Genomic DNA, 21,537 nt, shown 5'->3' with positions numbered 1-21,537 from the left:
TTCTCTTACAGGTCGGGGCTGTCGATGGTCAGGTGCTGAAGGGCCTGGGTAGTGTTGGCCAGCGGTGCGCCCTGGCCGATCCACTCGCCATGGGTGGGCTGGCCCGCGCGCGATACGCGTCCAACCAGTTGGACTTCGGCAAAGTCGGACAGTTTCATCTGCGGCATCATCGCATCGGCGTCGGACAACTCGACTTCCAGTGGCAACTGCGCCACGGTCACTCGCTTGGCCGCCAGCGGCATGGGCGGGCCGTTGCTGGCACGGGCGAAGATGAACACGGTGTCGTCGGGTTTGACCTTGTCCTTCAGGGCGGCTGCCAGTTCAACCCGCACTTTCAGGCGCGCAGCCACCGCTACCGAAGGCTTGGCACCGGTGCTGCCCAGGCGTTCAGCCGCGCGGTCGATGCCGCCTTGCAGCGCTGCCCGCGAGGCATCGCCTTCAGGCAGTTGCGCCAGCAGGCGCTTCCAGTAATCGATGGCCTCCTGATAACGCTCGCCCTCGAATGCGGCGATGCCACGCAGGCCAAGGCTGGTGACTTCGTTCGGGTCGGCCTTGAGCGCCTCGTCGGTCAGCGCCTGCACCTGCGGGCTCCATTGCTTGTTGGCGGCAAAGTACTGAGCCTGGGCCCACTGGCCCAGCAACTCGGGCTGGCGGCCGGCCAGGGCCACGGCGCGCTCGTAGGCCTTGGCGGCATCTGCCGGGCGCTGCTCGGCCATGTAGGCGCGGCCAAGGAAGTACAGGCCCTCGGCGGAGTCCGGCTGGGCCTGAACGGCGCGCTCCAGGCGCGTGGTCATCTCTTCCATCGACTTAGGCGCTGCGGCGAACTCCTGCGTCAGCTCGACCTTGTCAGCGGCGCCAAAGTGCAGGTACAAGCCAAGCGCCATGGCTGGCACCAGCACCGCGGCCAACAGGGGCAGCACCTTGCCCAGGTGGCCCTGGCGAGGCGCCTCGGCACCCTCGGTGTCGGCCAGCAGCTCACGCGCAGCTTCATCGCGGCCGTTGGCCAGTTGCGTTGCGTCCAGTACACCAGCGGCCTGCTGGGCCGCCAATTCGGCGACACGCTCCTGATATAGGGCAACGTTCAATGCGGTGCGGTCTTCTTCCTGCTGGCGGCTCCGGCCACGCAGGATCGGGATCAGCAGAAAGCCGAGGGCGGCGAGCAGCAAGAGGCCCGCGCTTAGCCAGAATTCAGTCATGGTTCTGTTCTTTATCCAGCAGTTTGGCGAGACGCTCGCGTTCTTCGACGGACAGCTCATGCGAGCCTTGGGCAGCCGGCACGCGACGCCGACGGACAATGACCGCCAGCGCCACGAAGCCCCCCACCAGCAGAATGCCCGGGCCGAACCAGAGCAACCAGGTACGGCCACTGAGCGCCGGCTTGTAGCGCACGAAGTCGCCATAGCGGTCGACCATGAAGTCGACGATCTGCTGGTTGCTCTTGCCTTCCCCAAGCATGCGGAAGATCTCGCGGCGCAGGTCGGCGGCTATCGGCGCGTTGGAATCGGCGATGTCCTGGTTCTGGCATTTGGGGCAGCGCAGTTCCTTGGTCAGTTGCTGATAGCGCTCGCGCTCGGCGTCGTCGCGGAACTGGTAGGTATCGATGGCCGCCCTGGCCATGCCAGCCACACTCAGGCCGAGCACGGCAGCAGCAAGCCAGCGCTTCATGGCTTGGCCTCGTCCACCAGGCCCTGGTACAGCGGCGCCAACTGCTCGCGCCACACCGTGGCATCGACGATGCCGACGTGCTTGTAGCGGATGATGCCCTTGGCGTCGATCAGGAAGGTTTCCGGCGCACCGTATACCCCCAGGTCCAGGCCCAGGCCGCCCTGCTCGTCGCGGATGTCCAGCTGGTACGGGTTGTGGAACTCGGCCAGCCACTTCACGGCGGCGGCGTTGTCGTCCTTGTAGTTGATGCCATGGATCACCACGCCCTGCTGGGCCAGTTGATTCAGGTACGGGTGCTCGACCTTGCACGACGGGCACCAGGTGGCCCATACGTTGACCAGCGCCGGGCGGCCGAGAAGGTCGGCCTGGGTCAGGTTGCGATCGCCTTGAGTCGAGGCGAGGGAGAACGCCGGGAACGGCTTGCCGATCATTGCCGACGGCAACTCATCCGGCTTGAGAAACAGCCCTTTGTAGAGGAAAACCGCCATCAGCAGGAATACTGCCAGTGGCACCACCATGATCCAACGCTTCATGCAGCTGCTCCAGACACGCCCAGGACATCACGCACCCGGGTCTTGACCTTGACGCGGTAGCGCCGGTCGAAGGCCGCCAGCAAACCGCCCAGGCCGGTCAGCAGACCACCCAGCCAGATCCAGCGGACATAAGGCTTGATATGCACACGTACGGCCCAGGCGCCGTTTTCAAGCGGCTCGCCAAGGGCGACGTACAGGTCACGGGTGAAGCCGGCATCGATGCCCGCCTCGGTCATCATCGACTGCTGCACGGTGTACAGGCGCTTTTCAGGGTGCAGCGTGGTCACTTCACGGCCGTCACGGCTGACTACAACGGTGCCCTTGTCGGAGATGAAGTTCGGGCCTTCGAAGTGCTTGGCCCCCTGGAACAGGAACTGGTAACCACCCAGCTCGACGCTTTCGCCCGGTGCCAGGCGCAGGTCACGCTCGGCACTGTTGTTGCTCGACAGCACCACGCCCAAGGCGCACACCGCCAGGCCCAGGTGCGCCAGCTGCATGCCCCAGTAGCTGCGGGTAAGGCCACGCACGCCCTTGGCCAGGCCCTTGTGGCGGGTTTTGTCGAGCACGTCGCGCAGCCCGCTGAGCACCACCCAGGCCGCCAGGGCGAAGGCGGTCAGGGTCGGCCAGTCGAAGTCATCGACGATGAAGCCTGCCACGGGCGCCAGCACGGCGCTGCCGATCAGCACCGGGGTCAGCATGCTGGCCAGCCATTTGCCGGGGGTGTCCTTCCAGCGCACCACCACACCCACGCCGAGCACGATCATCAGCAACGCCATCAGCGGCAGGAACAGCGCGTTGAAGTACGGCGGCCCCACCGACAGCTTGGCGCCGGTGAGCGCATCGAGCACCAACGGGTAGAGGGTGCCGAGCAGGATCATCGAAGCCGCCACCACCAGCACCAGGTTGTTGGCCAGCAGCAGCGTTTCGCGGGACCACAGGGCAAAGCCGACCTGGCTTTTCACCACCGGGGCGCGCAGGGCGAACAGGGTCAGCGAGCCGCCGACCACAAACAGCAGGAAAATCAGGATGAACACGCCGCGCGACGGGTCGGCAGCAAACGCATGCACCGAGGTCAGCACGCCGGAGCGCACCAGGAAGGTGCCCAGCAGGCTCAACGAGAACGCGGCAATCGCCAGCAGCACGGTCCAGCTCTTGAACACGCCGCGCTTTTCCGTCACCGCCAGCGAGTGGATCAGCGCCGTGCCCACCAGCCAGGGCATGAACGAGGCGTTTTCCACCGGGTCCCAGAACCACCAGCCGCCCCAGCCCAGCTCGTAATAGGCCCACCAGGAGCCCAAGGTGATGCCCACGCCGAGGAACGCCCAGGCGACGATGGTCCACGGCCGCGACCAGCGGGCCCAGGCCGCATCCAGGCGCCCGCCCAGCAAGGCGGCGATGGCGAAGGCGAAGGCGACGGAAAAACCCACGTAGCCCATGTACAGCATCGGCGGGTGGACGATCAGGCCGAAGTCCTGCAGCAATGGGTTGAGGTCGCGGCCATCGGTCGGCACTTGCGGCAACAGGCGCTGAAAGGGGTTGGAGGTGATGATCAGAAAGCTCAGGAACCCCACGCTGATCATGCCCATCACCGCCAGCACCCGCGCCAGCATCACTTGCGGCAACTGGCGCGAGAACACCGAGACGGCGAAGGTCCAGCCACCCAGGATCAACGCCCAGAGCAGCAACGACCCCTCGTGCGCGCCCCACACGGCGCTGAACTTGTAGTACCAGGGCAAGGCGCTGTTGGAGTTGCTGGCCACATAGGCGACCGAGAAGTTGTCGGTCATGAAGGCGTGGGTGAGGCAGGCGAAGGCAAACGCCAGGAAGGCAAATTGCCCCCAGGCGGCCGGGCGTGCCAGGCTCATCCACAGGCTGTCGCCACGCCATGCGCCGAGCAACGGCACCGTGGCCTGAACCACGGCAAAGCAGATGGCCAGAATCATCGCCAACTGGCCGAGTTCAGGGATTACCAGCGCTGCGTTCATGGCTTGGCCTCCGTACCGGTGGCCGCCTGGCCGCTTTCCTTCAGGGCTTTGGTGACTTCCGGCGGCATGTACTTTTCATCGTGCTTGGCCAGCACTTCATCGGCCACCACCACGCCCTCGGCATTCAGCTTGCCCAGCGCGACGATGCCCTGCCCTTCGCGGAACAGGTCGGGGAGGATACCGCGGTAAGTGATCGGCACCGACTTGTTGAAGTCGGTGACCACGAAGCGCACATCGAGCGAATCGGCCGAGCGCTCAAGCGAGCCCTTCTCGACCATGCCACCGGCGCGAATGCGCGTGTCCAGCGGCGCTTCGCCATTGGCGATTTGCGTCGGGGTATAGAACAGGTTGATATTCTGCTGCAGGGCGCTCAAGGCAAAGCCGACGGCAACCGCGACCCCGACCAACAGGCCGAGAATCAGGAACAGGCGTTTCTTGCGCTGCGGATTCACTGGTTGTTCTCCCGGCGCAAACGGCGCGCCTCTTCTTGCAGATAGCGACGGCGGGCCAGCAATGGCGCGGCGACATTGAGCGCCAGCACCGCCAGGCAGATGCCGTAGGCCGACCAGACGTACAGGCCATGGTGGCCCATGGCGAGAAAATCGCCGAATGAAGAAAAGCTCATCACGCGGCCCTCCGACCCAGGCTGTTCAACACCTCTTCCCTGACCCAGCTGGCGCGCGCTTCGCGCTTGAGCACTTCAAGGCGCATGCGCAGCAGCAGCACGGCGCCGAAGAAGCAATAGAAGCCCAGCGCCGTGCACAACAACGGCAGCCACATCTCGGCGGGCATGGCGGGCTTTTCGGTCAGGGTGAAGGTGGCGCCCTGGTGCAGGGTGTTCCACCATTCAACCGAATACTTGATGATCGGAATGTTGATCACCCCGACGATGGCCAGCACCGCGCAGGCCTTGGCCGCGCTGTCACGGTTACTGATCGCCTGGCCCAGGGCGATGATGCCGAAGTACAGGAACAACAGGATCAGCATCGACGTCAGCCGCGCATCCCACACCCACCAGCTGCCCCAGGTCGGCTTGCCCCAGATGGCCCCCGTGACCAGCGCCACGGCGGTCATCCAGGCGCCAATGGGCGCAGCGCACTGCAGGGCAACATCGGCCAGCTTCATCTTCCACACCAGCCCCACCACCCCGGCGACCGCCAGCAGCACGTAGCAGGACTGCGCCAGCATGGCGGCCGGCACGTGGATATAGATGATGCGGAAACTGTTGCCCTGCTGGTAATCCTCAGGGGCAAACGCAAGGCCCCAGACCACCCCGGTGGCCAGCAGCAGGATGGCGGAGACGGTCAGCCACGGCAGCATGCGGCCGCTGATGGCATAGAACCATTTGGGGGAGCCCAGTTTGTGGAACCACGTCCAGCTCATTTTCATCAGGGTACATCCAGGGTATTAGCCGGGCTTGAGAGCCCGGGACTCGTTATTCACCGACGCTGATCTTCAGGCCGGCCGCTATCGCAAAGGGTGCCAGTGTGACTGCCAGGGCCGTGAGGCTGGCCAGCCAGAGCAGATGGCCGGTGGCCGGCATATTCTGCAATGCCGCCTGCAACGCACCACTGCCCAGGATCAACACAGGGATATATAACGGCAGAATCAGCAACGCCAGCAGCAACCCGCCGCGCTTCAGGCCCACCGTCAACGCCGCACCAACCGCGCCCAGCAGGCTCAACACCGGCGTGCCCAGCAGCAGCGAGCCGAGCAACACCGGCAGGCAATGGCTCGGCAGCCCCAGCATCAATGCCAGCAGTGGCGCCAACAATACCAGCGCCAGCCCGGAAAAGATCCAGTGTGCCAGGACCTTGGCCAGCACCAGCAGCGCCAGCGGGTGCGGTGACAACACCCATTGCTCCAGTGAGCCGTCCTCGAAATCGCTGCGGAATAGCCCGTCCAACGACAGCAGCACGGCCAGCAAGGCCGCGACCCAGACCAAGCCTGGCGACAAGGTTTGCAACAATTGGCTTTCCGGGCCAACCGCCAGCGGGAACAGCGCCACCACGATGGCGAAGAACACCAGTGGGTTGGCCAGCTCTGCCGGCCGGCGGAACAACAGCCGCGCTTCGCGGCGCAGCAACAGAATGAATACGCTCATGCCGCCCATTGCCCCAGGTTCAATTCGCGGTAGCCGGAAGGCTTGCGATCGAGACTGTGATGGGTGGTCAGCACCACGGTGCCGCCCTGCTCGCAATGGGCCGCCAGGTGCGCTTCGAGCTGAGCCACGCCCTGCTTGTCGAGGGCCGTGAACGGCTCGTCGAGAATCCACAGTGGCGGGCTGTCCAGGTACAGCCGGGCCAATGCCACCCGGCGCTGCTGGCCGGCAGACAGGGTATGGCAGGGTACGTCTTCGAAACCGCGCAGGCCGACGGCCGCCAGCGCAGCCCAGATCACCTCGGTGCTGGCCGGCTGGTGCAGCGCGCACAACCACGCCAGGTTTTCCTCGGCGGTGAGCAGGTCCTTGATGCCCGCAGCATGGCCGATCCACAGCAGGATACTGGCCAAGGCATGCCGTTGTTCGGCCAATGGCTTGCCGCCCAGCAGGATCTGCCCGGCGGTCGGCTGCATCAGCCCGGCCAACAGGCGCAGCAGGCTGGTCTTGCCGCTGCCGTTGGGGCCACTGATCTGCAGCATGTCGCCCGGGCGCAACTCGAAATCGAGGTGCTCGAACAGCAGGCGCCAGTCGCGCTCGCAGGCCAGGCCTGCGGCTTGGAGGTGAAGGGTCACGGATTCGCCTTATGCAAATTGAACGAACGGTCGATGCATTTACCTGCGCTTGCTTCTGGGCTGAGAAGGGCAGCACGCATTATTACATCCATGGCAACGCTGCCAAGCGATAGATCCGCATGATTGTATACAGTCATGCCTGAGATCAACAAAACCATTCGTTGCACCAGGCATGCGCAACAAGCACAGCCTGACCTGACAATTCTGACAGTTGTGCCGTTTTTTTGCGCCGGTCATGCTCGAACTGGGCCATTCATCGGAGAGACGAAATGAACTCGGTACCTCAGCAGACTGCGGATGACATCATCAACTGGGCGCAGGGCCGTCCTTCGGAAGGAAGCTTTCTCAGGGGCAGTATGGCAATAGTTGCCTACGACACCGATACGCTTAACCTTCTACTGACAAGGCTCCAGGAATCCCAGCACGATTGGCCGGAAAAAGTGATCAACGGCATCGACACGATTACCCCAGGGCAAACCTGGCGAGCCGTTTCTTCGACGCTCGGCCGGGGCCGTCTGATCGTCGACAAAACGACGCTGGCGGACACCATACTGACCATACGCGAACCGATCACCTGGCGTATGGAGACGGAGCTGTCTCGATCGGATGGCCATCCTTTGCGAACCCCCTTCAAGATCACGATTCTTCCCAGCGGGGGTCAGTATCTCAATACCGAATACTACGCAGCTGAAAACAGCGCCATCCTTGCGGAGGATGGTGCCATAAGCCTGGGCTGGGGCCACGCACCACGTTTTTTCCTCAGCGATGCGCAAGGCAGTAATCGTGACGAGGAGGGTGCAAGGGGCCTGGCCACACACTTGCGCCATGCCCCTGACCAGACGTTCACGCTGAAGAAAGGCCGACCCTTTGCCGGCGTGAAACCCGTGAACCTTTTCATACGCACGCATCGGGCCAGCGCAGACGCCCACCAGACACTGGTACATGTGGCCGCACCCGACGCCAATCCCACGCTACCTGACCCTAACGGCCAGAAATACCTTATCGTTACCAAGAATCTCTTAATTCCATGGCGGCTCCCCTACCTGGCTACCACGTTTTTCTCCACGTCCCAGATGCGTGCGTCAGGTTTCAGCACGGAAGGTATTGAGTACCTGTGCGACCTGTTGGCTGGGGGCATGGTCGAGTCATTCAAGCTTGCTGAAAGGGATACCGCTGTTAGGCAAGAAAGTGTGGGCATTTACGCATATTCTGAGTCACTCCTTGAGAGTAACACCCGGCGGCGCGCGGATTATGCTGCCAATCCTGTCTTCATCGTACACAATGAAGGCGCCGGGGCCTATAAACTGGAGACTTTCCCTCCCACCGATTCAGCGACTTGGGAATTGCGCAATCCAGCAGTGGGAACCTTGCTGAATACTGATAAGCAATGGAAGTACGTTCCGCCTGCTCCCAACGCTTCGACGGCTTACGACGAGGGTAAAACCAACGTGCCCTGCGCACTTAAAGCCAGTCTCCCGGAGCTTCCCCTGAGCGTCGACACCCTGGTATGCAAAGTCGGCCAGGAGCCATCTCTTTGCTATCACACGGTGTTGCATACCGCACCGACCCACTTCTTTCAAGCCGACGAACATCAGGGCAACTTGCGTTTATCAATGTTCTATCACCCGCGCGGTGGGGGGAATCCAGTGGTGGTGGACCCCGCTACCATTGAATGGACGTTTCTCGTCGGTGAAGGCACAGTCGATGAACGAGGCGTCGTCAGCCTTTCCGACAGCGCAGCTACTCGCTTGACGGTGCTGGCGGCCATTGAACCTGACGAACGTAAATGGTACTGGTGTTGGATAGTAATCCCGGCCCAGTTCAGCGTGAGTGAACTCATCGAACTGTACAAGGGATCGTGACCTATCATCACTCTCCCAAGCAACGCTTCAAGTCATCGATCTTGCTGCCGTTACCCTGACAAGAATGCTCCAGATTCGTGGGGTCGCCGCTTGGCCGCCCCACTCGACAAATTGCGGTAAGCAAAAATGACTGACATCAATGGCCTCAACGCATCAACCGCCATCGGTCACCAGGCGGTCAAGGTCGCAATGGCCGGTGAGTTGTTAAGGTTGTCCCAGGCCCAACCCGGCCTGCTGAAACCCGGTGAGACGGCGCAGGCCGAAGTGCTGACCTTGCGTCAGACCGGTAGCACCTTCCAGCTGGTGCTGCAGGTGATCCAGGCCAATGGCACCCAGACCCAGGTCCAGGCCAATGCCAGCCAGCCGATTGCGCCAGGCAGCCAGATCACCGTCAGCCAGCCGCAAAGCAACCGCCTGGCGGTGATGGTGCAACAGGCCAGCGCCAGCAATGTCGCCACCCTGGTCCAGCTCGATACCAGCAAGGTCCCAGTGGGCACCTTGCTGCAGGGCAAGGTCCTGACCAACCAGCCGTTGCCGCAAAACCCAGGGCAAGCTGCCAGCTTCCGCTCGCTGGTGAGCCTGCTCAACACCGCCCAGGCCGGCGCCACACTGACCATCGACAGCCCTCGCCCGCTGCCGGTCGGCAGCCTGCTCAGCGCCCTGGTGCAAGGCGACCAGTCGCTGCGCTTCATGCCGCTCAGTGGGCGCCAAGGCCAGTTGAACATCGCCCAGCAGTTGCTCACCCAGCAAGGCCGCCAGGCGTCCCTGCCCGGCCTGCTCAACGCCCTGCAGCAGCTTGCCAGCAGCGCGAGCAGCGATGGCGAACTGCGCAGCAGCGCCAACAGCCTGCTGGCAAGCCTGCCGGATGCTCGCCAGCTCAGCGACGGTAGAGCACTCGCCCAGGCCCTGAACAACAGTGGCGTTTTCCTTGAGGCCAAGCTGCTCGGCGGCTTCAGCGCCGACATGGCCAGCGACCTCAAGTCTCAACTGCTGCGGCTGGTGGCCCAGGCCTCGGCGAACGCGCCGAGCAACCCGCTGACCGCCTCCGCCACCCTGGCCCAGGCCTTGCCGGCCATGGCCCGCAACGCGCTGGGCATGCTCGACCGGGTCAGCCCGCGGACACCGTCCGGGGCCTTTCCGCTGCCCTCGCGGCTGCTGCAGGCCATGGAATACGAAAGCGATCTGCAGCAACTGTTGCGCCTGGCCGCTGCTGCGATTTCGCGCCTGCAAAGCCACGCCCTGAGCAGCCTGCAGCAATCAGGCACGCTGGATAACGGCAATCTGCAGACTACCTGGCAGACGGAGATCCCGGTACGCCACGGCCAAGACTTCATCCCCTTGCAGATGAAGTTGCAGCGCGAACAAACGCCAGAGCAGCAGGCCGAGCGCAAGCGCGGGCGACAAGACCCACTGCAGGCGCTGTGGCGCATCGACCTTGCCTTCGACCTGGCTCCGCTTGGCCCCCTGCAAGTCCAGGCGCAACTGAGCCAAGGGCGGTTGTCGGGCCAGCTGTGGGCTGAACGTGAACAGACCGCGCAACTGATAGACAAACAGCTCGGTGAACTGCGTGGATGCCTGCTGGCTCGCGGCTTGGTGGTCGGTGACCTGGAGTGCCATGCAGGCATCCCACCGCAGGGCCCGCACACCCGGGTGGAACAACGCTGGGTGGACGAAACCGCATGAGTGACACCACACTGCGCCAGGCCATCGCCTTGAGCTACGACGGCCAACAGGCGCCAACGCTCACCGCCAAAGGCGACGACGATCTGGCCGAGGCCATCCTCGCGATCGCCCGAGAGCATGAAATTCCAATCTATGAAAACGCCGAGCTGGTTCGCCTGCTGGCGCGCCTTGAGCTGGGCGAGCAGATCCCCGAGGCACTGTACCTGACCATCGCCGAGATCATCGCCTTTGCCTGGCGACTGCGCGGCAAAGTGCCGGTCGGCTTCGACGATGCGCCTGCAGCCGAGCGCGATATCACCCCGGCACCGCCGCTGCTGCCTGGCGCTGGGCTTTAACTATCTACCGCCAGCCGGTACTGCCATGCGCCCACCCTTGTCAGCCTCGCAGACAAGGTGACCGCCATGATCGACAGCAAAATCAACGCCGACGGCGTGCAGTTCGTAGTAGACCATCTGGCCAATGTGCCACGCCCGGACCGTGAAGCCAGCCGCCTGATCCGCCAGTGGCTGGCCGGGCAAGATGTGGATATCGACCCCGATCAGGTCGATGTGGTCACCCTCCATTACCGGCCCGATGAACAGGGCTACCTGGCAACGGTCCAGCAGGCCCAGAGCATGACCCAGGCCCTGCTCGGCAACTGGCAGGGCGAATCCGCCAACAACCTGTTCGGCGCCTTGTTCGCAGCGCCGTGGGCTGGGGCTTTTCCGCAAGGGCCGCTGAGGCTGGTCGAGCGCCTGCCGGCGCCGAGCTTCAGCTATCAGGGTGCTGCATTCGAAGTCTACAACGGGCTGTTCAAGCGCACCGAGCCCGCCCGTTACGATGCCTCGACGCACGTGCAGATCCCGGCCGAAGCCTTCCAGCGCTTCATCGAGCAACTGGATTTTCATGGCCCGTTCAAAGCCATGCTCGACACCTACTGGCAGCAGCACAAGGACAATCATCGCCTGGCCGGTAAGCTCAATTTCATCGCGGCCTGCAACGCCCAGGTCAGCCAGGGCCGCCTCAGCGATGCCGCCCGCAAACTGGCCTGGCGAGCCGCCGGGCTCATGCCGCGACGCCGCAAAATTCGGTTGAGCACGCTGAACATCTATGGCTACACGGCCACCGATCTGTTGTACATCAATGACCCCGACAGCGATCTGACCCTGCTGTACATGCCAGGTAACAGCTCGCCTTTGCTTGAATTCGAAAGCGAAAACCTACTCAAGGACTGGGTGGGCGATCAGTGCAAGGACCCTACCCGGCGCGAGGCACTCAAGCAGCACTTCAGGCTCGCCGACCGCCCCCCAGGCCTCGATTTCAGTGGTCTGGACACGGCCCTCGAGGGCCTTGGCGATTATCCAAACCGGCACCGACTGCCGCCTGAACATGGCTTTTTCAACGATGATGGTGTCTGGGCACCCAGAACCTATGTGAACTACAAACCTGGCAAATACAACCCCAAACTGACCGGGGATATGTTCGCGGCCTTGACCGAGCGCCAGCGCCAGCGCAGTTACGACGATGCAGACTTCGTCATTACCACCGATAGCCAGGTAACCAAGGGCAAATGGCGTGGCTACCTCACCAATACCCTCAACCTGCTGGCACCCCTGTGCCTGGTAGTTCCAGGGCTGGCACCGCTGCTGGCGATCGGAGGCATTGCCCAGCTGGGCCTGGGCCTGGACCAGGTGATCAATGGCGGCAGCCTGAAAGCCAAGCAGGACGGTGTTGGCGACATAGCCTGGGGGCTGTTCAACGCCGCACCGCTGGCGATAGAAGGTACGGCAAGCATCAAGGCACTGTTCGAATTCAAAAGTGACGGTTTTGTCATGCCACGCGAGGTCAACGGGCAGTTCGGCTATCCGTTGAGCCCGACCAGTCCACCGCGGCTACCAGAGCCAGAGGGAGCGGTCTATTTTCACAACCACTACCCCATCGCGCCGCTTGCCGAAGGCGACCCGGATATTGCCGGAGCAGTGGTACGTGTACCGCGCTACGATGGCGAACTCGATACCCTCGACGCCAGCATCGAGGGCTACAACGCGCATGTGGTCTACGACCTGGAGCGGGATGCATTCATTCGCGAGGGCGACCTGAACGACGTCAACCCGCCAGCATTCATCGCCGTCCCCAACAGCCGCGACCTGGTCGCCCTCAAAATGCCCCGCCCAGTGACCGACGCCATGCGCACCCGCAGCCTGCGTGCCATGGGTATCGATTTGCCGCTGCCGGTGCATGTCCCGACACTGGCGCCAGAAAGCGCGCCAATTCCCAAACGGATATCCAGCCTGTGGGTCGGCGACAACGTCATCAGCGAACCATTACTGGCGAACCTTGCCGCCAACGCTGAGCGCCTCAGCGACAGTGAATACAGCCTACGGCTGTTCCTGTCGAAGGCCTCGCCTACAGCCTATGAACAAAATGCAAGCCTGCTGGCAGCCCGGGCGCCAGGCCTGCAGGTGCTTCCACTTGAAGAGCAGGCTTTCTTCCGAGCGTTTCGCCAGAGCCGCTATCACGCGCAATACGAGGCAGCACTGGATGGCAATGGGGGCATTGCGACCAACTACGCCTCGGCCTCCGATGTTCTGCGTTATCCGATGCTGCATCACGAAGGCGGTTTGTACATGGATGTCGACGACTCGTTGCTGGCAGCCGGGGAGCACCCCGAGATCATCAATGGACAGCCGGTAGGGCAGCCCAGCGAATCGATCGATCAGGTGGCGCTGCACACCGGGCCCAGTGGCCTGCTGCTGGCACCCCCCATGTCCAACGAGAAAATGAGCATGAACTGCCTGTACAACACCAGCCTCATCGGCAGTCACCCAGGCAACCCAGTGCTCGAGGCGATTTCCGAGGAAATGCTCGCACGTTATCAGACCGCCACAGACTTCTACGACAGCCGCCCGAGCCTGGCGCAGGACCCGGCGGGTTTTTACCGCTATGCCAGCAAACTCAGCTATATGACCGGCCCAGCGCTGGTCACCGAGGTCGTCGACCGCCACCTGCCGGGCCTGCGTACCCTGCGCCAGATCATCAACCTGCACACCATGCCGCGTATCAATACCTATAGCTTCATCGACGTTGCACAGGCCAACGCAGCGCTGAGAAAGCTCCTGCCCCTGAACCGTTTTGCCAAGGTCGGCGGCAACCACTCGTGGGTGAATAACTGAGATGACGTCCGTAACGCTTCCCTCCACCCCCTCGTCAGCGATTGGCCAGGCAGGCGTACGTCATGTCACGTCGCTGCTCAGCCGTGTGCCCCGTCCCGATCGTCAAGCCGGCGCTGCAATAGGCGCGGGGCACGACAGCAGAACCTCGACCTGGACCCCGATACCTCCCAACCGCCGTCAAGGAGCCCGGTGCAGCTTGCTCATCAGCTCCGCCTCGGCCTGGGTCAGCCCGCAGGTTTCGGTCAGTTCCGAAATGCTCGCGCCCATGCCCACCAGCTTGGCTGCCTGGCTGAAGGTGACATTGCTCGGGTCACGTTGCTCCAGGCGCTCCAGCCGGTCGGGCACAGTGGCCACCTCGGTGCGCAATGCGTGGATGGCTTCGCCCATGCGCACGGTGCCGTTCTGGTAGTCATCCAGGCGCTTGGCCAGGTCCTTGATGCGCTGGTCACGCAGCGCATCACCCTGGGCCTGCTGGGCAGCCAGCTCGCGCTGGCGCTTGCTGTAGTTGAGGAAAAACCACAGGCTCAGCGCCCACAGCAGCGCCAGGAAGATGACAGCAACCTCGAAAATCAACTCAGATGTTCTCCAGCTCGGACCACTCTTCCTCGGTCATCATCTTGTCCAGCTCTACCAGGATCAGCAGCTCGCCGTTCTTGTTGCACACGCCCTGGATGAACTTGGCAGACTCTTCATTACCCACGTTCGGCGCAGTCTCGATCTCCGACTGGCGCAGGTAGACCACCTCGGCCACGCTGTCGACCAGGATGCCGACCACTTGCTTGTCGGCCTCGATGATGACGATACGGGTGTTGTCGGTCACCTCGGTGGGCATCAGGCCGAAGCGCTGACGGGTATCGATCACCGTCACCACGTTGCCACGCAGGTTGATGATGCCCAGCACGTAGCTGGGCGCGCCCGGTACCGGGGCGATCTCGGTGTAACGCAGCACTTCCTGCACCTGCATCACATTGATGCCGTAGGACTCATTGTCCAGCCGGAAGGTTACCCACTGCAGGATCGGATCTTCAGAACCCTGTGCAGACGACTTTTTCATTCCCCTAGCCCTCAAAATCCGCCAATGGCGGTGTGTTCGCAGTTATTTGTGTTTGGCATGCAGCTGCTTGACCGCGCCACTGGCGATCAGCTCGGCCAGTTCGGCGACGTCCAGCAGCGCACACATGTGTTCGATCACCGTGCCGGCCAGCCACGGGCGCTGGCCACGCTGGCTGCGCCACTTGATCTCGGACGGGTCCAGGCGCAGCGAGCGGCTGACCTGGTGCACCGCCAGCCCCCATTCATAGCCCTGGACGGAAATCACGTAATGCAGGCCCTGGCGAAAATCGTCGCGGTAGCGGTCGGGCATCACCCAACGTGCGGTGTCCAGCACCTTCAGGTTGCCCGCCTGGCAGGTCAGGATGCCGAGAAACCAGTCAGGCTGGCCGAACAGCGGCGTCAGCTCCTGGCCTTGCAGGCTGTAGATCGAACCCAGGCACACCAGCGGCACCGCCAGGGTCAGCCCGGCGACGTCGAACAGCAGGCACTCGAACGGCTCGGCAGCCCAGGCCGGTCGACCGTCGAGCGTGGCGGGCGGTGCTGGCACATCCGGCGCAGGCAGGTGCACTTCGACCAGCGGCGCGACCGGTTCAGGGGCCTGGACCTCAGTCAGGACGGGGATGCTGGCCTCGGCCACCACCTCGGCCTCGACCACCGCCACCACCGGCTCTTCGACAGGCAAAACCGTTGGCAGAACCTTCAGCTGCGGTTCGGCGAAAGGCTTCGCAACGCTGCTGGCAACAGGGGCCTGCTGGCGCACATCGCGGGCCTGCTCTTCGCGCACGGCGGCGGCAAACTCGTCGCTCGCGGCGGGCAGGTCAAGTATGTCCTCAGCCTCGGTGGCTTCCTGCAGCAGGCCATCGAGATACGATTGCAGCGCCAGTTGCGGCCGGGTGCCGGTCTTCACGGTCATGACGCCACCTGCACGGCAGTCTTGTAGGTGAGCAGGTGCTTGAGCAGCGCCCGGTAGGCGATCACGCCGCGGCTCTTGCCATCGAACTGTGACGGCGTGACGCCGTTGCGGCTGGCATCGCGCAAGCGTGTGTCGACCGGGATATAGCCCTGCCACACCTGCTGTCCATAGGTATCGCGCAGCACCTTGAGGGTGCCCAGCGAGGCCTGGGTACGGCGGTCGAACAGGGTCGGCACGATCTGGTACGGCAAGGCCTGCTTGCGCGAACGGTTGATCATGGCCAGCGTGCCGATCATCCGCTCCAGGCCCTTGACTGCCAGGAACTCGGTCTGTACCGGGATCACCAACTGCTGGCTGGCAGCCAGGGCATTGACCATCAGCACGCCGAGCAGCGGCGGGCTGTCGATCAAGGCAAAGTCGAAATCCTGCCACAACTGCGCCAGACTCTTGGCGACCACCAGGCCCAGGCCACTCTGCCCGGGCGACTGACGCTCCAGCACCGCCAGTGCGGTGCTCGACGGCAGCAGCGAGATGCGCTCGTGGCTGGTAGGCAGCAGCAGTTGCCCGGGCAGGCCGTCAGGCACCTGGCCCTTGTGCAGGAACAAGTCGTAGCAGCTGTGCTCCAGGGCATCGGGGTTGTGCCCGAAATAGCTGGTCATCGAGCCGTGGGGGTCGAGGTCGACGACTACCACGCGCTTGCCCGCCTCGGCCAGCAGGCCGGCCAGGGCGATGGTGGTGGTGGTCTTGCCGACCCCGCCTTTTTGATTGGCTACTGCCCAGACTCTCATAGGACAACTCTTGATTCATTGATGCCGCGGCCCCCTGTGGGAGCCGGCTTGCCGGCGATCACCGGCAGCGCCGGTGCCACACACCGCGTTGCCTGCATCGCCGGCAAGCCGGCTCTCACCGGGTATGGGGCGACAGAGAATTGACGAGTCACTGCCCCGCCGTCGTTACTGGCGTTGCCGGTGCACTTTGTGTGCCAGCACGGCGCAAGGCGGCGTCCGGGGTGGCGTTGGCGCTGCCGGAGCCGGTCAAACTGCGGCGTACTTCGAGGTTGCGGGAAATCACCAGCACCACCCTTCGGTTGCGCGCACGGCCTTCGGCCGTGTCGTTGCTGGCCACCGGCTGATATTCGCCATAACCTACCGACGCCATGCGCCCGGGGTTCACCCCTTCCATCGCCAGCAGGCGCACGATGCTCGCTGCACGCGCCGACGACAACTCCCAGTTGGTCGGGTACTGCGCCGTGCGGATCGGCAGGTTGTCGGTAAAGCCCTCGACGTGCACCGGGTTGGCGAACGGCTTGAGGATGTTCGCGACCTTTTCGATGATGTCGAACGCCTTGTCGCTGGGCATGGCATCACCGCTGCCGAACAGCAACGACGAGTTGAGCTCGATCTCCACCCACAGCTCGTTGCCGCGCACGGTCATCTGGTCGGACTTGATCAAGTCGCCGAACGCATCGCGCACGTCGTCGCTGATGGTTTTCAGTGGGTCCACGCTGTTCTGCGCAAGGCCCGCATCAATCTGTTCGCTGTCCTTGATCAACGGCTCGGCCGGCTTGACGCTAAGCGGCTGCTCATCGCCGATGGGGATCGGCTTCATGCTCCGCTCAGGGTCGTTGAACACCCCCAGCAGCGCTTGCGAGATGACCTTGTACTTGCCCTCGTTGATCGAGGAAATCGAATACATGACCACGAAAAAGGCGAACAGCAAGGTGATGAAGTCGGCGTACGACACCAGCCAGCGCTCGTGGTTTTCGTGTTCCTCGGTATGACGACGGCGACGCATGGGTTACTCCATGAAGCCTTGCAGCTTCAGCTCGATCGAGCGCGGGTTTTCACCCTCGGCAATCGACAACAAGCCCTCAAGCAGCATCTCGCGGTAGCGCGACTGGCGAATGACGATGGCCTTGAGCTTGTTGGCGACGGGCAGCAGGATCAGGTTGGCGCTGGCTACGCCGTAAATGGTGGCAACGAAGGCCACGGCAATGCCGTTACCCAGCTGAGAAGGGTCGGCCAGGTTGCCCATCACATGGATCAGGCCCATGACCGCACCGATGATACCGATGGTCGGCGCGTAGCCGCCCATGCTTTCGAACACTTTGGCTGCCTGGATATCGCGGCCTTCCTGGGTGAGGAAATCCACCTCCAGGATGCTGCGGATCGATTCGGGCTCGGCGCCATCGACCAGCAACTGCAAGCCCTTGCGCGCGTACGGGTCGGGCTCGGCATCCGCCACGCCCTCCAGGCCCAGCAGGCCCTCCTTGCGGGCCGTCAGGCTCCAGTTCACCACCCGGTCGATGCCGCCAGCCAGGTCCACCCGCGGCGGGAAGATGATCCAGCGCAAGATCTGCAAGGCACGCTTGAACGACGCCAGCGGCGACTGCAACAGCGCCGCTGCCAAGGTACCGCCAAGCACGATCAACGCCGCCGGACCATTGAGCAGCGCACCCACGTGCCCGCCTTCGAGGAAGTTGCCGCCGACAATGGCAACGAACGCCAGAATCAGGCCAATCAGGCTCAAAACATCCATCAGACGCAGGCCTCGACCAGGTGCTTGCCAATTTCATCCAGGCTGTACACCGCATCGGCCAGGTTGGCCTTGACGATGGCCATGGGCATGCCATAGATCACGCAGCTGGCTTCATCCTGGGCCCACACGGTGCTGCCGCCTTGCTTGAGCAGGCGCGCGCCTTCCCGGCCGTCGGCACCCATGCCGGTGAGCACCACCGACAGTACCTTGTCGCCGTACGACTTGGCCGCCGAGCCGAAGGTGATGTCCACGCACGGCTTGTAGTTCAGGCGCTCGTCACCGGGCAGGATCTTCACCGTGCCACGCCCATCGATCATCATCTGCTTGCCGCCGGGCGCCAACAGGGCCAGGCCCGGGCGCAACACGTCGCCATCCTCGGCTTCCTTGACGCTGATCCTGCACAGCTTGTCGAGGCGCTCGGCAAATGCCTTGGTGAACGCCGCCGGCATGTGCTGGATGAGCACGATCGGCGCCGGGAAGTTGCCAGGCAGCTGCGTCAGCACCCGTTGCAGGGCGACCGGGCCGCCGGTGGACGTACCGATGGCCACCAGCTTGTAGGGCTTGCGCTTGGGCGCTGGCGAATGCGTTGGCGAATGCGTTGGCGAGTGTGCGGGTGCCGGGGCCGTTGCACGGGCTGGCGCTGCCGCACGCGCCGGGGCGTGGCTGGCAAGGCTGCTGGCCGGGGCGTGGGCTACGCTGGCCGGGGCTGGCGCGGTGACCGGCGCGGGGCTTGCGTAACCGCCAAAGCGGCGGTTGCTGCGCGAAAGGGTATGTACCTTTTCGCACAGCATCTGCTTGACCTTTTCCGGGTTGCGCGAAATGTCTTCGAAGTTCTTCGGCAGGTAATCCACCGCACCGGCATCCAGCGCGTCGAGGGTTACCCGGGCGCCTTCGTGGGTCAGCGAGGAGAACATCAACACCGGCGTCGGGCAGCGCTGCATGATGTGCCGCACGGCGGTGATGCCATCCATCATGGGCATTTCGTAGTCCATGGTGATGACATCAGGTTTGAGCGCCAGTGCCTGGTCGATCGCTTCCCTGCCGTTGGTCGCGGTACCCACGACCTGGATCGTCGGGTCCGCCGAGAGGATTTCCGAGACGCGGCGGCGGAAGAAACCGGAATCATCCACCACCAGGACCTTGACTGCCATAAACACTCCATTAGGTGGCGCAGCCCGCCAGGGCGCGCCACCGAAATCAAATACGCCGCGCCGCGTAACGCTTGAGCATGCTCGGTACGTCGAGGATCAGCGCAATGCGACCGTCACCGGTGATGGTGGCGCCGGACATGCCCGGGGTGCCCTGCAGCATCTTGCCCAGCGGCTTGATCACTACCTCTTCCTGGCCCACCAGCTGGTCGACCACGAAGCCGATACGCTGGGTACCGACCGACAAGATCACCACATGGCCCTCGCGCTGTTCTTCATGCACCTGGCCCTGGACCAGCCAGCGCTTGAGGTAGAACAGCGGCAGCGCCTTGTCGCGCACGATCACCACTTCCTGGCCGTCGACCACGTTGGTGCGCGACAGGTCGAGGTGGAAGATCTCGTTGACGTTGACCAGCGGGAAGGCGAACGCCTGGTTGCCCAGCATCACCATCAGGGTCGGCATGATCGCCAGGGTCAACGGCACCTTGATGACGATCTTCGAACCCTGGCCCTTGGCCGAGAAGATGTTGATCGAGCCGTTGAGCTGGGAAATCTTGGTCTTCACCACGTCCATGCCGACACCACGGCCGGACACGTCGGAAATTTCCGTTTTGGTCGAGAAGCCTGGGGCGAAGATCAGGTTGTAGCAGTCCGACTCGCTCAGGCGCTCGGCGGCGTCCTTGTCCATCAGGCCCTTTTCCACGGCCTTGGCACGCAGGATGTTCGGGTCCATGCCCTTGCCGTCGTCCGAGATCGACAACAGGATGTGATCGCCTTCCTGCTCGGCCGACAGCACCACACGGCCCGTGCGCGCCTTGCCCGAGGCTTCACGCTCGTCAGGCATTTCGATGCCGTGGTCGACCGCGTTGCGCACCAGGTGCACCAGCGGGTCGGCCAGGGCCTCGACCAGGTTTTTGTCCAGGTCGGTTTCTTCGCCGACCAGCTCCAGGTTGATCTCTTTCTTGAGCTGGCGAGCCAGGTCACGAACCAGGCGCGGGAAGCGGCCGAAGACTTTCTTGATCGGCTGCATGCGGGTTTTCATCACCGCGGTCTGCAGGTCGGCAGTGACCACGTCGAGGTTCGACACGGCCTTGGACATGGCCTCGTCGCCGCTGTTCAGGCCCAGGCGCACCAGGCGGTTACGCACCAGCACCAGTTCGCCGACCATGTTCATGATCTCGTCCAGGCGCGCGGTGTCGACGCGTACCGTGGTTTCCGCTTCGCTGACCGCATGCTTCTCGGCCGCCGGTGCCGGGGCACGGGCGGGTGCGGCGGGCTTGGCTGCAGCGGCAGGTGCCGGTTTGGCCACGGGCTGGCTGTGCGGCTTGGCAGCCACGGGGGCAACAACGGCAGCTGGCGCCTCGGCGGCGACGGTGTCGCCGGAGAACTTGCCTTTGCCGTGCAACTGATCGAGCAGCGCTTCGAACTCGTGCTCGCTGATTTCTTCGCTGCTGGCAGCCGCCGGCGCATCGCTTGCCACCGCTGCGCTGGCGGCCGGCAACGCATCGGCCTGGAACGTGCCTTTGCCATGCAGCTGGTCGAGCAGCGACTCGAATTCTTCGTCGGTGATCTCGTCACTTGCCGGGGCGCTGGCAGTGACCACCACCGGCTCGCTGGCGACGACCTCGGGCGAGAACTGGCCTTTGCCATGCAATTGGTCGAGCAGCGATTCGAACTCGGCGTCGGTGATCTCATCGCCGGCGCCGGTCAGGGTTTCGCCCTGCAGCTGCTGTTCGGCAGCGGCGGCTTCGGCCTTGACGGCGTCAAGCGAGTCGAGCAGCTGTTCGAATTCGGTATCGGTAATATCCGCCTCGGCGGCAGGCTCCGCCTGCACAGGTGCAGCCTCCACCACCGGCGCAGCGGCCTGGGCACTGCCCGGCTCAGCGAGCCGCGCCAGGGCTGCCAGCAACTCGGGCGTGGCCGGGGTCACTTCGCTGCGTTCGCGCACCTGGCCGAACATGCTGTTGACCGTGTCCAGTGCTTCGAGCACCACGTCCATCAGTTCAGCGTCAACCCGGCGCTCACCCTTGCGCAGGATGTCGAATACGTTCTCGGCGATATGGCAGCACTCCACCAGCTCGTTGAGCTGGAGGAAGCCGGCGCCCCCTTTTACAGTGTGGAAACCGCGAAAAATGGCATTGAGCAGGTCGGCATCGTCGGGCCGGCTTTCCAGCTCGACCAGTTGCTCGGACAGTTGCTCAAGTATTTCGCCGGCTTCTACCAGGAAATCCTGAAGGATTTCTTCATCGGCGCCGAAGCTCATCAAAGGTGC

21 protein-coding genes are annotated in these 21,537 nt (G+C 63.5%); 4 read left to right on the top strand and 17 right to left on the bottom strand.

Annotated elements, in window-relative coordinates:
* Positions 1-5: 5 nt before the first annotated feature.
* From ccmI to ccmA, 9 genes are read right to left on the bottom strand one after another with little or no spacing between them, the layout of a single operon-like run.
* Positions 6-1,196 carry a c-type cytochrome biogenesis protein CcmI gene (gene ccmI / locus ABEH27_RS13250; protein WP_346614020.1) on the bottom strand — a complete coding sequence of 397 codons (1,191 nt, stop codon included), beginning with the start codon at positions 1,194-1,196 and terminating at the stop codon, positions 6-8.
* Entirely contained in the window at positions 1,189-1,665 is a 477-nt protein-coding gene (locus tag ABEH27_RS13245) for a cytochrome c-type biogenesis protein (RefSeq protein WP_346614019.1), read from the bottom strand. The genes ccmI and ABEH27_RS13245 overlap by 8 nt, the downstream gene beginning before the upstream one ends.
* Positions 1,662-2,198: a DsbE family thiol:disulfide interchange protein gene (locus ABEH27_RS13240; protein ID WP_346614018.1), complete on the bottom strand. Its 537-nt coding sequence runs from the start codon at positions 2,196-2,198 to the stop codon at positions 1,662-1,664. Before ABEH27_RS13240 ends, ABEH27_RS13245 begins: the two co-directional genes overlap by 4 nt.
* Positions 2,195-4,183, bottom strand: a complete 1,989-nt coding sequence (locus ABEH27_RS13235) for a heme lyase CcmF/NrfE family subunit (RefSeq protein ID WP_346614017.1) — start codon at positions 4,181-4,183, stop codon at positions 2,195-2,197. Before ABEH27_RS13235 ends, ABEH27_RS13240 begins: the two co-directional genes overlap by 4 nt.
* Positions 4,180-4,635, bottom strand: coding sequence for a cytochrome c maturation protein CcmE (ccmE, locus tag ABEH27_RS13230; protein WP_346614016.1), 456 nt, complete (start codon positions 4,633-4,635; stop codon positions 4,180-4,182). Before ccmE ends, ABEH27_RS13235 begins: the two co-directional genes overlap by 4 nt.
* Entirely contained in the window at positions 4,632-4,808 is a 177-nt protein-coding gene (ccmD, locus tag ABEH27_RS13225) for a heme exporter protein CcmD (RefSeq protein ID WP_346614015.1), read from the bottom strand. Before ccmD ends, ccmE begins: the two co-directional genes overlap by 4 nt.
* The gene (locus tag ABEH27_RS13220; protein WP_346614014.1) at positions 4,808-5,572 is read right to left on the bottom strand and encodes a heme ABC transporter permease; all 765 of its coding nucleotides are present in this window, start codon (positions 5,570-5,572) and stop codon (positions 4,808-4,810) included. The genes ccmD and ABEH27_RS13220 overlap by 1 nt, the downstream gene beginning before the upstream one ends.
* A gap of 46 nt (positions 5,573-5,618) precedes the next feature.
* Positions 5,619-6,287, bottom strand: a complete 669-nt coding sequence (ccmB, locus tag ABEH27_RS13215) for a heme exporter protein CcmB (RefSeq protein ID WP_012273477.1) — start codon at positions 6,285-6,287, stop codon at positions 5,619-5,621.
* Entirely contained in the window at positions 6,284-6,916 is a 633-nt protein-coding gene (ccmA, locus tag ABEH27_RS13210) for a cytochrome c biogenesis heme-transporting ATPase CcmA (RefSeq protein WP_346614013.1), read from the bottom strand. Before ccmA ends, ccmB begins: the two co-directional genes overlap by 4 nt.
* Positions 6,917-7,185: 269 nt before the next feature.
* On the opposite strand from ccmA, the gene ABEH27_RS13205 reads away from it, so the two are divergent.
* The 4 genes from ABEH27_RS13205 to ABEH27_RS13190 all read left to right on the top strand — a co-directional run bounded on the left by ABEH27_RS13205 (position 7,186) and on the right by ABEH27_RS13190 (position 13,613).
* Entirely contained in the window at positions 7,186-8,778 is a 1,593-nt protein-coding gene (locus tag ABEH27_RS13205) for a hypothetical protein (RefSeq protein WP_346614012.1), read from the top strand.
* Between the two features lie 126 nt (positions 8,779-8,904).
* Positions 8,905-10,461, top strand: coding sequence for a flagellar hook-length control protein FliK (locus tag ABEH27_RS13200; RefSeq protein WP_346614011.1), 1,557 nt, complete (start codon positions 8,905-8,907; stop codon positions 10,459-10,461).
* A complete protein-coding gene (locus ABEH27_RS13195) occupies positions 10,458-10,796 on the top strand; it encodes an EscU/YscU/HrcU family type III secretion system export apparatus switch protein (protein WP_346614010.1) in 339 nt (112 codons plus the stop codon). The genes ABEH27_RS13200 and ABEH27_RS13195 overlap by 4 nt, the downstream gene beginning before the upstream one ends.
* A 66-nt stretch (positions 10,797-10,862) precedes the next feature.
* Complete coding sequence (locus ABEH27_RS13190; RefSeq protein ID WP_346614009.1) at positions 10,863-13,613, top strand: DUF6543 domain-containing protein; 2,751 nt, start codon at positions 10,863-10,865, stop codon at positions 13,611-13,613.
* Between the two features lie 177 nt (positions 13,614-13,790).
* Here ABEH27_RS13190 and ABEH27_RS13185 read toward each other — a convergent pair whose 3' ends face one another.
* The 8 genes from ABEH27_RS13185 to ABEH27_RS13150 form a co-directional block, all read right to left on the bottom strand.
* Positions 13,791-14,186, bottom strand: coding sequence for a DUF2802 domain-containing protein (locus ABEH27_RS13185; RefSeq protein WP_346614008.1), 396 nt, complete (start codon positions 14,184-14,186; stop codon positions 13,791-13,793).
* 1 nt (position 14,187) lies between these two features.
* The gene (locus tag ABEH27_RS13180) at positions 14,188-14,667 is read right to left on the bottom strand and encodes a chemotaxis protein CheW (RefSeq protein WP_003254393.1); all 480 of its coding nucleotides are present in this window, start codon (positions 14,665-14,667) and stop codon (positions 14,188-14,190) included.
* A gap of 42 nt (positions 14,668-14,709) precedes the next feature.
* On the bottom strand, positions 14,710-15,579 hold the full coding sequence (locus ABEH27_RS13175) for a CheW domain-containing protein (RefSeq protein ID WP_346614007.1): 870 nt from the start codon (positions 15,577-15,579) through the stop codon (positions 14,710-14,712).
* Positions 15,576-16,367, bottom strand: a complete 792-nt coding sequence (locus tag ABEH27_RS13170) for a ParA family protein (protein WP_346614006.1) — start codon at positions 16,365-16,367, stop codon at positions 15,576-15,578. The genes ABEH27_RS13175 and ABEH27_RS13170 overlap by 4 nt, the downstream gene beginning before the upstream one ends.
* 148 nt (positions 16,368-16,515) lie before the next feature.
* Entirely contained in the window at positions 16,516-17,373 is an 858-nt protein-coding gene (motD, locus tag ABEH27_RS13165) for a flagellar motor protein MotD (RefSeq protein WP_346614005.1), read from the bottom strand.
* A gap of 3 nt (positions 17,374-17,376) precedes the next feature.
* A complete protein-coding gene (locus ABEH27_RS13160; protein ID WP_346614004.1) occupies positions 17,377-18,117 on the bottom strand; it encodes a flagellar motor protein in 741 nt (246 codons plus the stop codon).
* Positions 18,117-19,268, bottom strand: a complete 1,152-nt coding sequence (locus ABEH27_RS13155; RefSeq protein WP_346614003.1) for a chemotaxis response regulator protein-glutamate methylesterase — start codon at positions 19,266-19,268, stop codon at positions 18,117-18,119. Before ABEH27_RS13155 ends, ABEH27_RS13160 begins: the two co-directional genes overlap by 1 nt.
* 46 nt (positions 19,269-19,314) lie before the next feature.
* Positions 19,315-21,528 (bottom strand): chemotaxis protein CheA, encoded by a 2,214-nt coding sequence (locus tag ABEH27_RS13150; protein ID WP_346614002.1) that lies wholly within the window; start codon positions 21,526-21,528, stop codon positions 19,315-19,317.
* Between the last annotated feature and the right edge of the window lie 9 nt (positions 21,529-21,537).

Origin of the sequence: Pseudomonas sp. P39-UII1 (assembly GCF_039672635.1) — a bacterium.
GTDB lineage: Bacteria > Pseudomonadota > Gammaproteobacteria > Pseudomonadales > Pseudomonadaceae > Aquipseudomonas.
The sequence above is the reverse complement of the archived record's forward strand: the minus strand, read 5'-3'. Positions and strand labels throughout refer to the sequence as shown.

Excerpts from the sequence above, each read along its gene's own strand:
- ccmI (WP_346614020.1), bottom strand. The coding sequence starts at position 1,196 with ATGACTGAATTCTGGCTAAGCGCGGGCCTCTTGCTGCTCGCCGCCCTC.
- ABEH27_RS13245 (WP_346614019.1), bottom strand. The coding sequence starts at position 1,665 with ATGAAGCGCTGGCTTGCTGCTGCCGTGCTCGGCCTGAGTGTGGCTGGC.
- ABEH27_RS13240 (WP_346614018.1), bottom strand. The coding sequence starts at position 2,198 with ATGAAGCGTTGGATCATGGTGGTGCCACTGGCAGTATTCCTGCTGATG.
- ABEH27_RS13235 (WP_346614017.1), bottom strand. The coding sequence starts at position 4,183 with ATGAACGCAGCGCTGGTAATCCCTGAACTCGGCCAGTTGGCGATGATT.
- ccmD (WP_346614015.1), bottom strand. The coding sequence starts at position 4,808 with ATGAGCTTTTCTTCATTCGGCGATTTTCTCGCCATGGGCCACCATGGC.
- ABEH27_RS13220 (WP_346614014.1), bottom strand. The coding sequence starts at position 5,572 with ATGAAAATGAGCTGGACGTGGTTCCACAAACTGGGCTCCCCCAAATGG.
- ccmB (WP_012273477.1), bottom strand. The coding sequence starts at position 6,287 with ATGAGCGTATTCATTCTGTTGCTGCGCCGCGAAGCGCGGCTGTTGTTC.
- ABEH27_RS13205 (WP_346614012.1), top strand. The coding sequence starts at position 7,186 with ATGAACTCGGTACCTCAGCAGACTGCGGATGACATCATCAACTGGGCG.
- ABEH27_RS13200 (WP_346614011.1), top strand. The coding sequence starts at position 8,905 with ATGACTGACATCAATGGCCTCAACGCATCAACCGCCATCGGTCACCAG.
- ABEH27_RS13195 (WP_346614010.1), top strand. The coding sequence starts at position 10,458 with ATGAGTGACACCACACTGCGCCAGGCCATCGCCTTGAGCTACGACGGC.
- ABEH27_RS13190 (WP_346614009.1), top strand. The coding sequence starts at position 10,863 with ATGATCGACAGCAAAATCAACGCCGACGGCGTGCAGTTCGTAGTAGAC.
- ABEH27_RS13180 (WP_003254393.1), bottom strand. The coding sequence starts at position 14,667 with ATGAAAAAGTCGTCTGCACAGGGTTCTGAAGATCCGATCCTGCAGTGG.
- ABEH27_RS13175 (WP_346614007.1), bottom strand. The coding sequence starts at position 15,579 with ATGACCGTGAAGACCGGCACCCGGCCGCAACTGGCGCTGCAATCGTAT.
- ABEH27_RS13170 (WP_346614006.1), bottom strand. The coding sequence starts at position 16,367 with ATGAGAGTCTGGGCAGTAGCCAATCAAAAAGGCGGGGTCGGCAAGACC.
- motD (WP_346614005.1), bottom strand. The coding sequence starts at position 17,373 with ATGCGTCGCCGTCGTCATACCGAGGAACACGAAAACCACGAGCGCTGG.
- ABEH27_RS13160 (WP_346614004.1), bottom strand. The coding sequence starts at position 18,117 with ATGGATGTTTTGAGCCTGATTGGCCTGATTCTGGCGTTCGTTGCCATT.
- ABEH27_RS13155 (WP_346614003.1), bottom strand. The coding sequence starts at position 19,268 with ATGGCAGTCAAGGTCCTGGTGGTGGATGATTCCGGTTTCTTCCGCCGC.
- ABEH27_RS13150 (WP_346614002.1), bottom strand. The coding sequence starts at position 21,528 with ATGAGCTTCGGCGCCGATGAAGAAATCCTTCAGGATTTCCTGGTAGAA.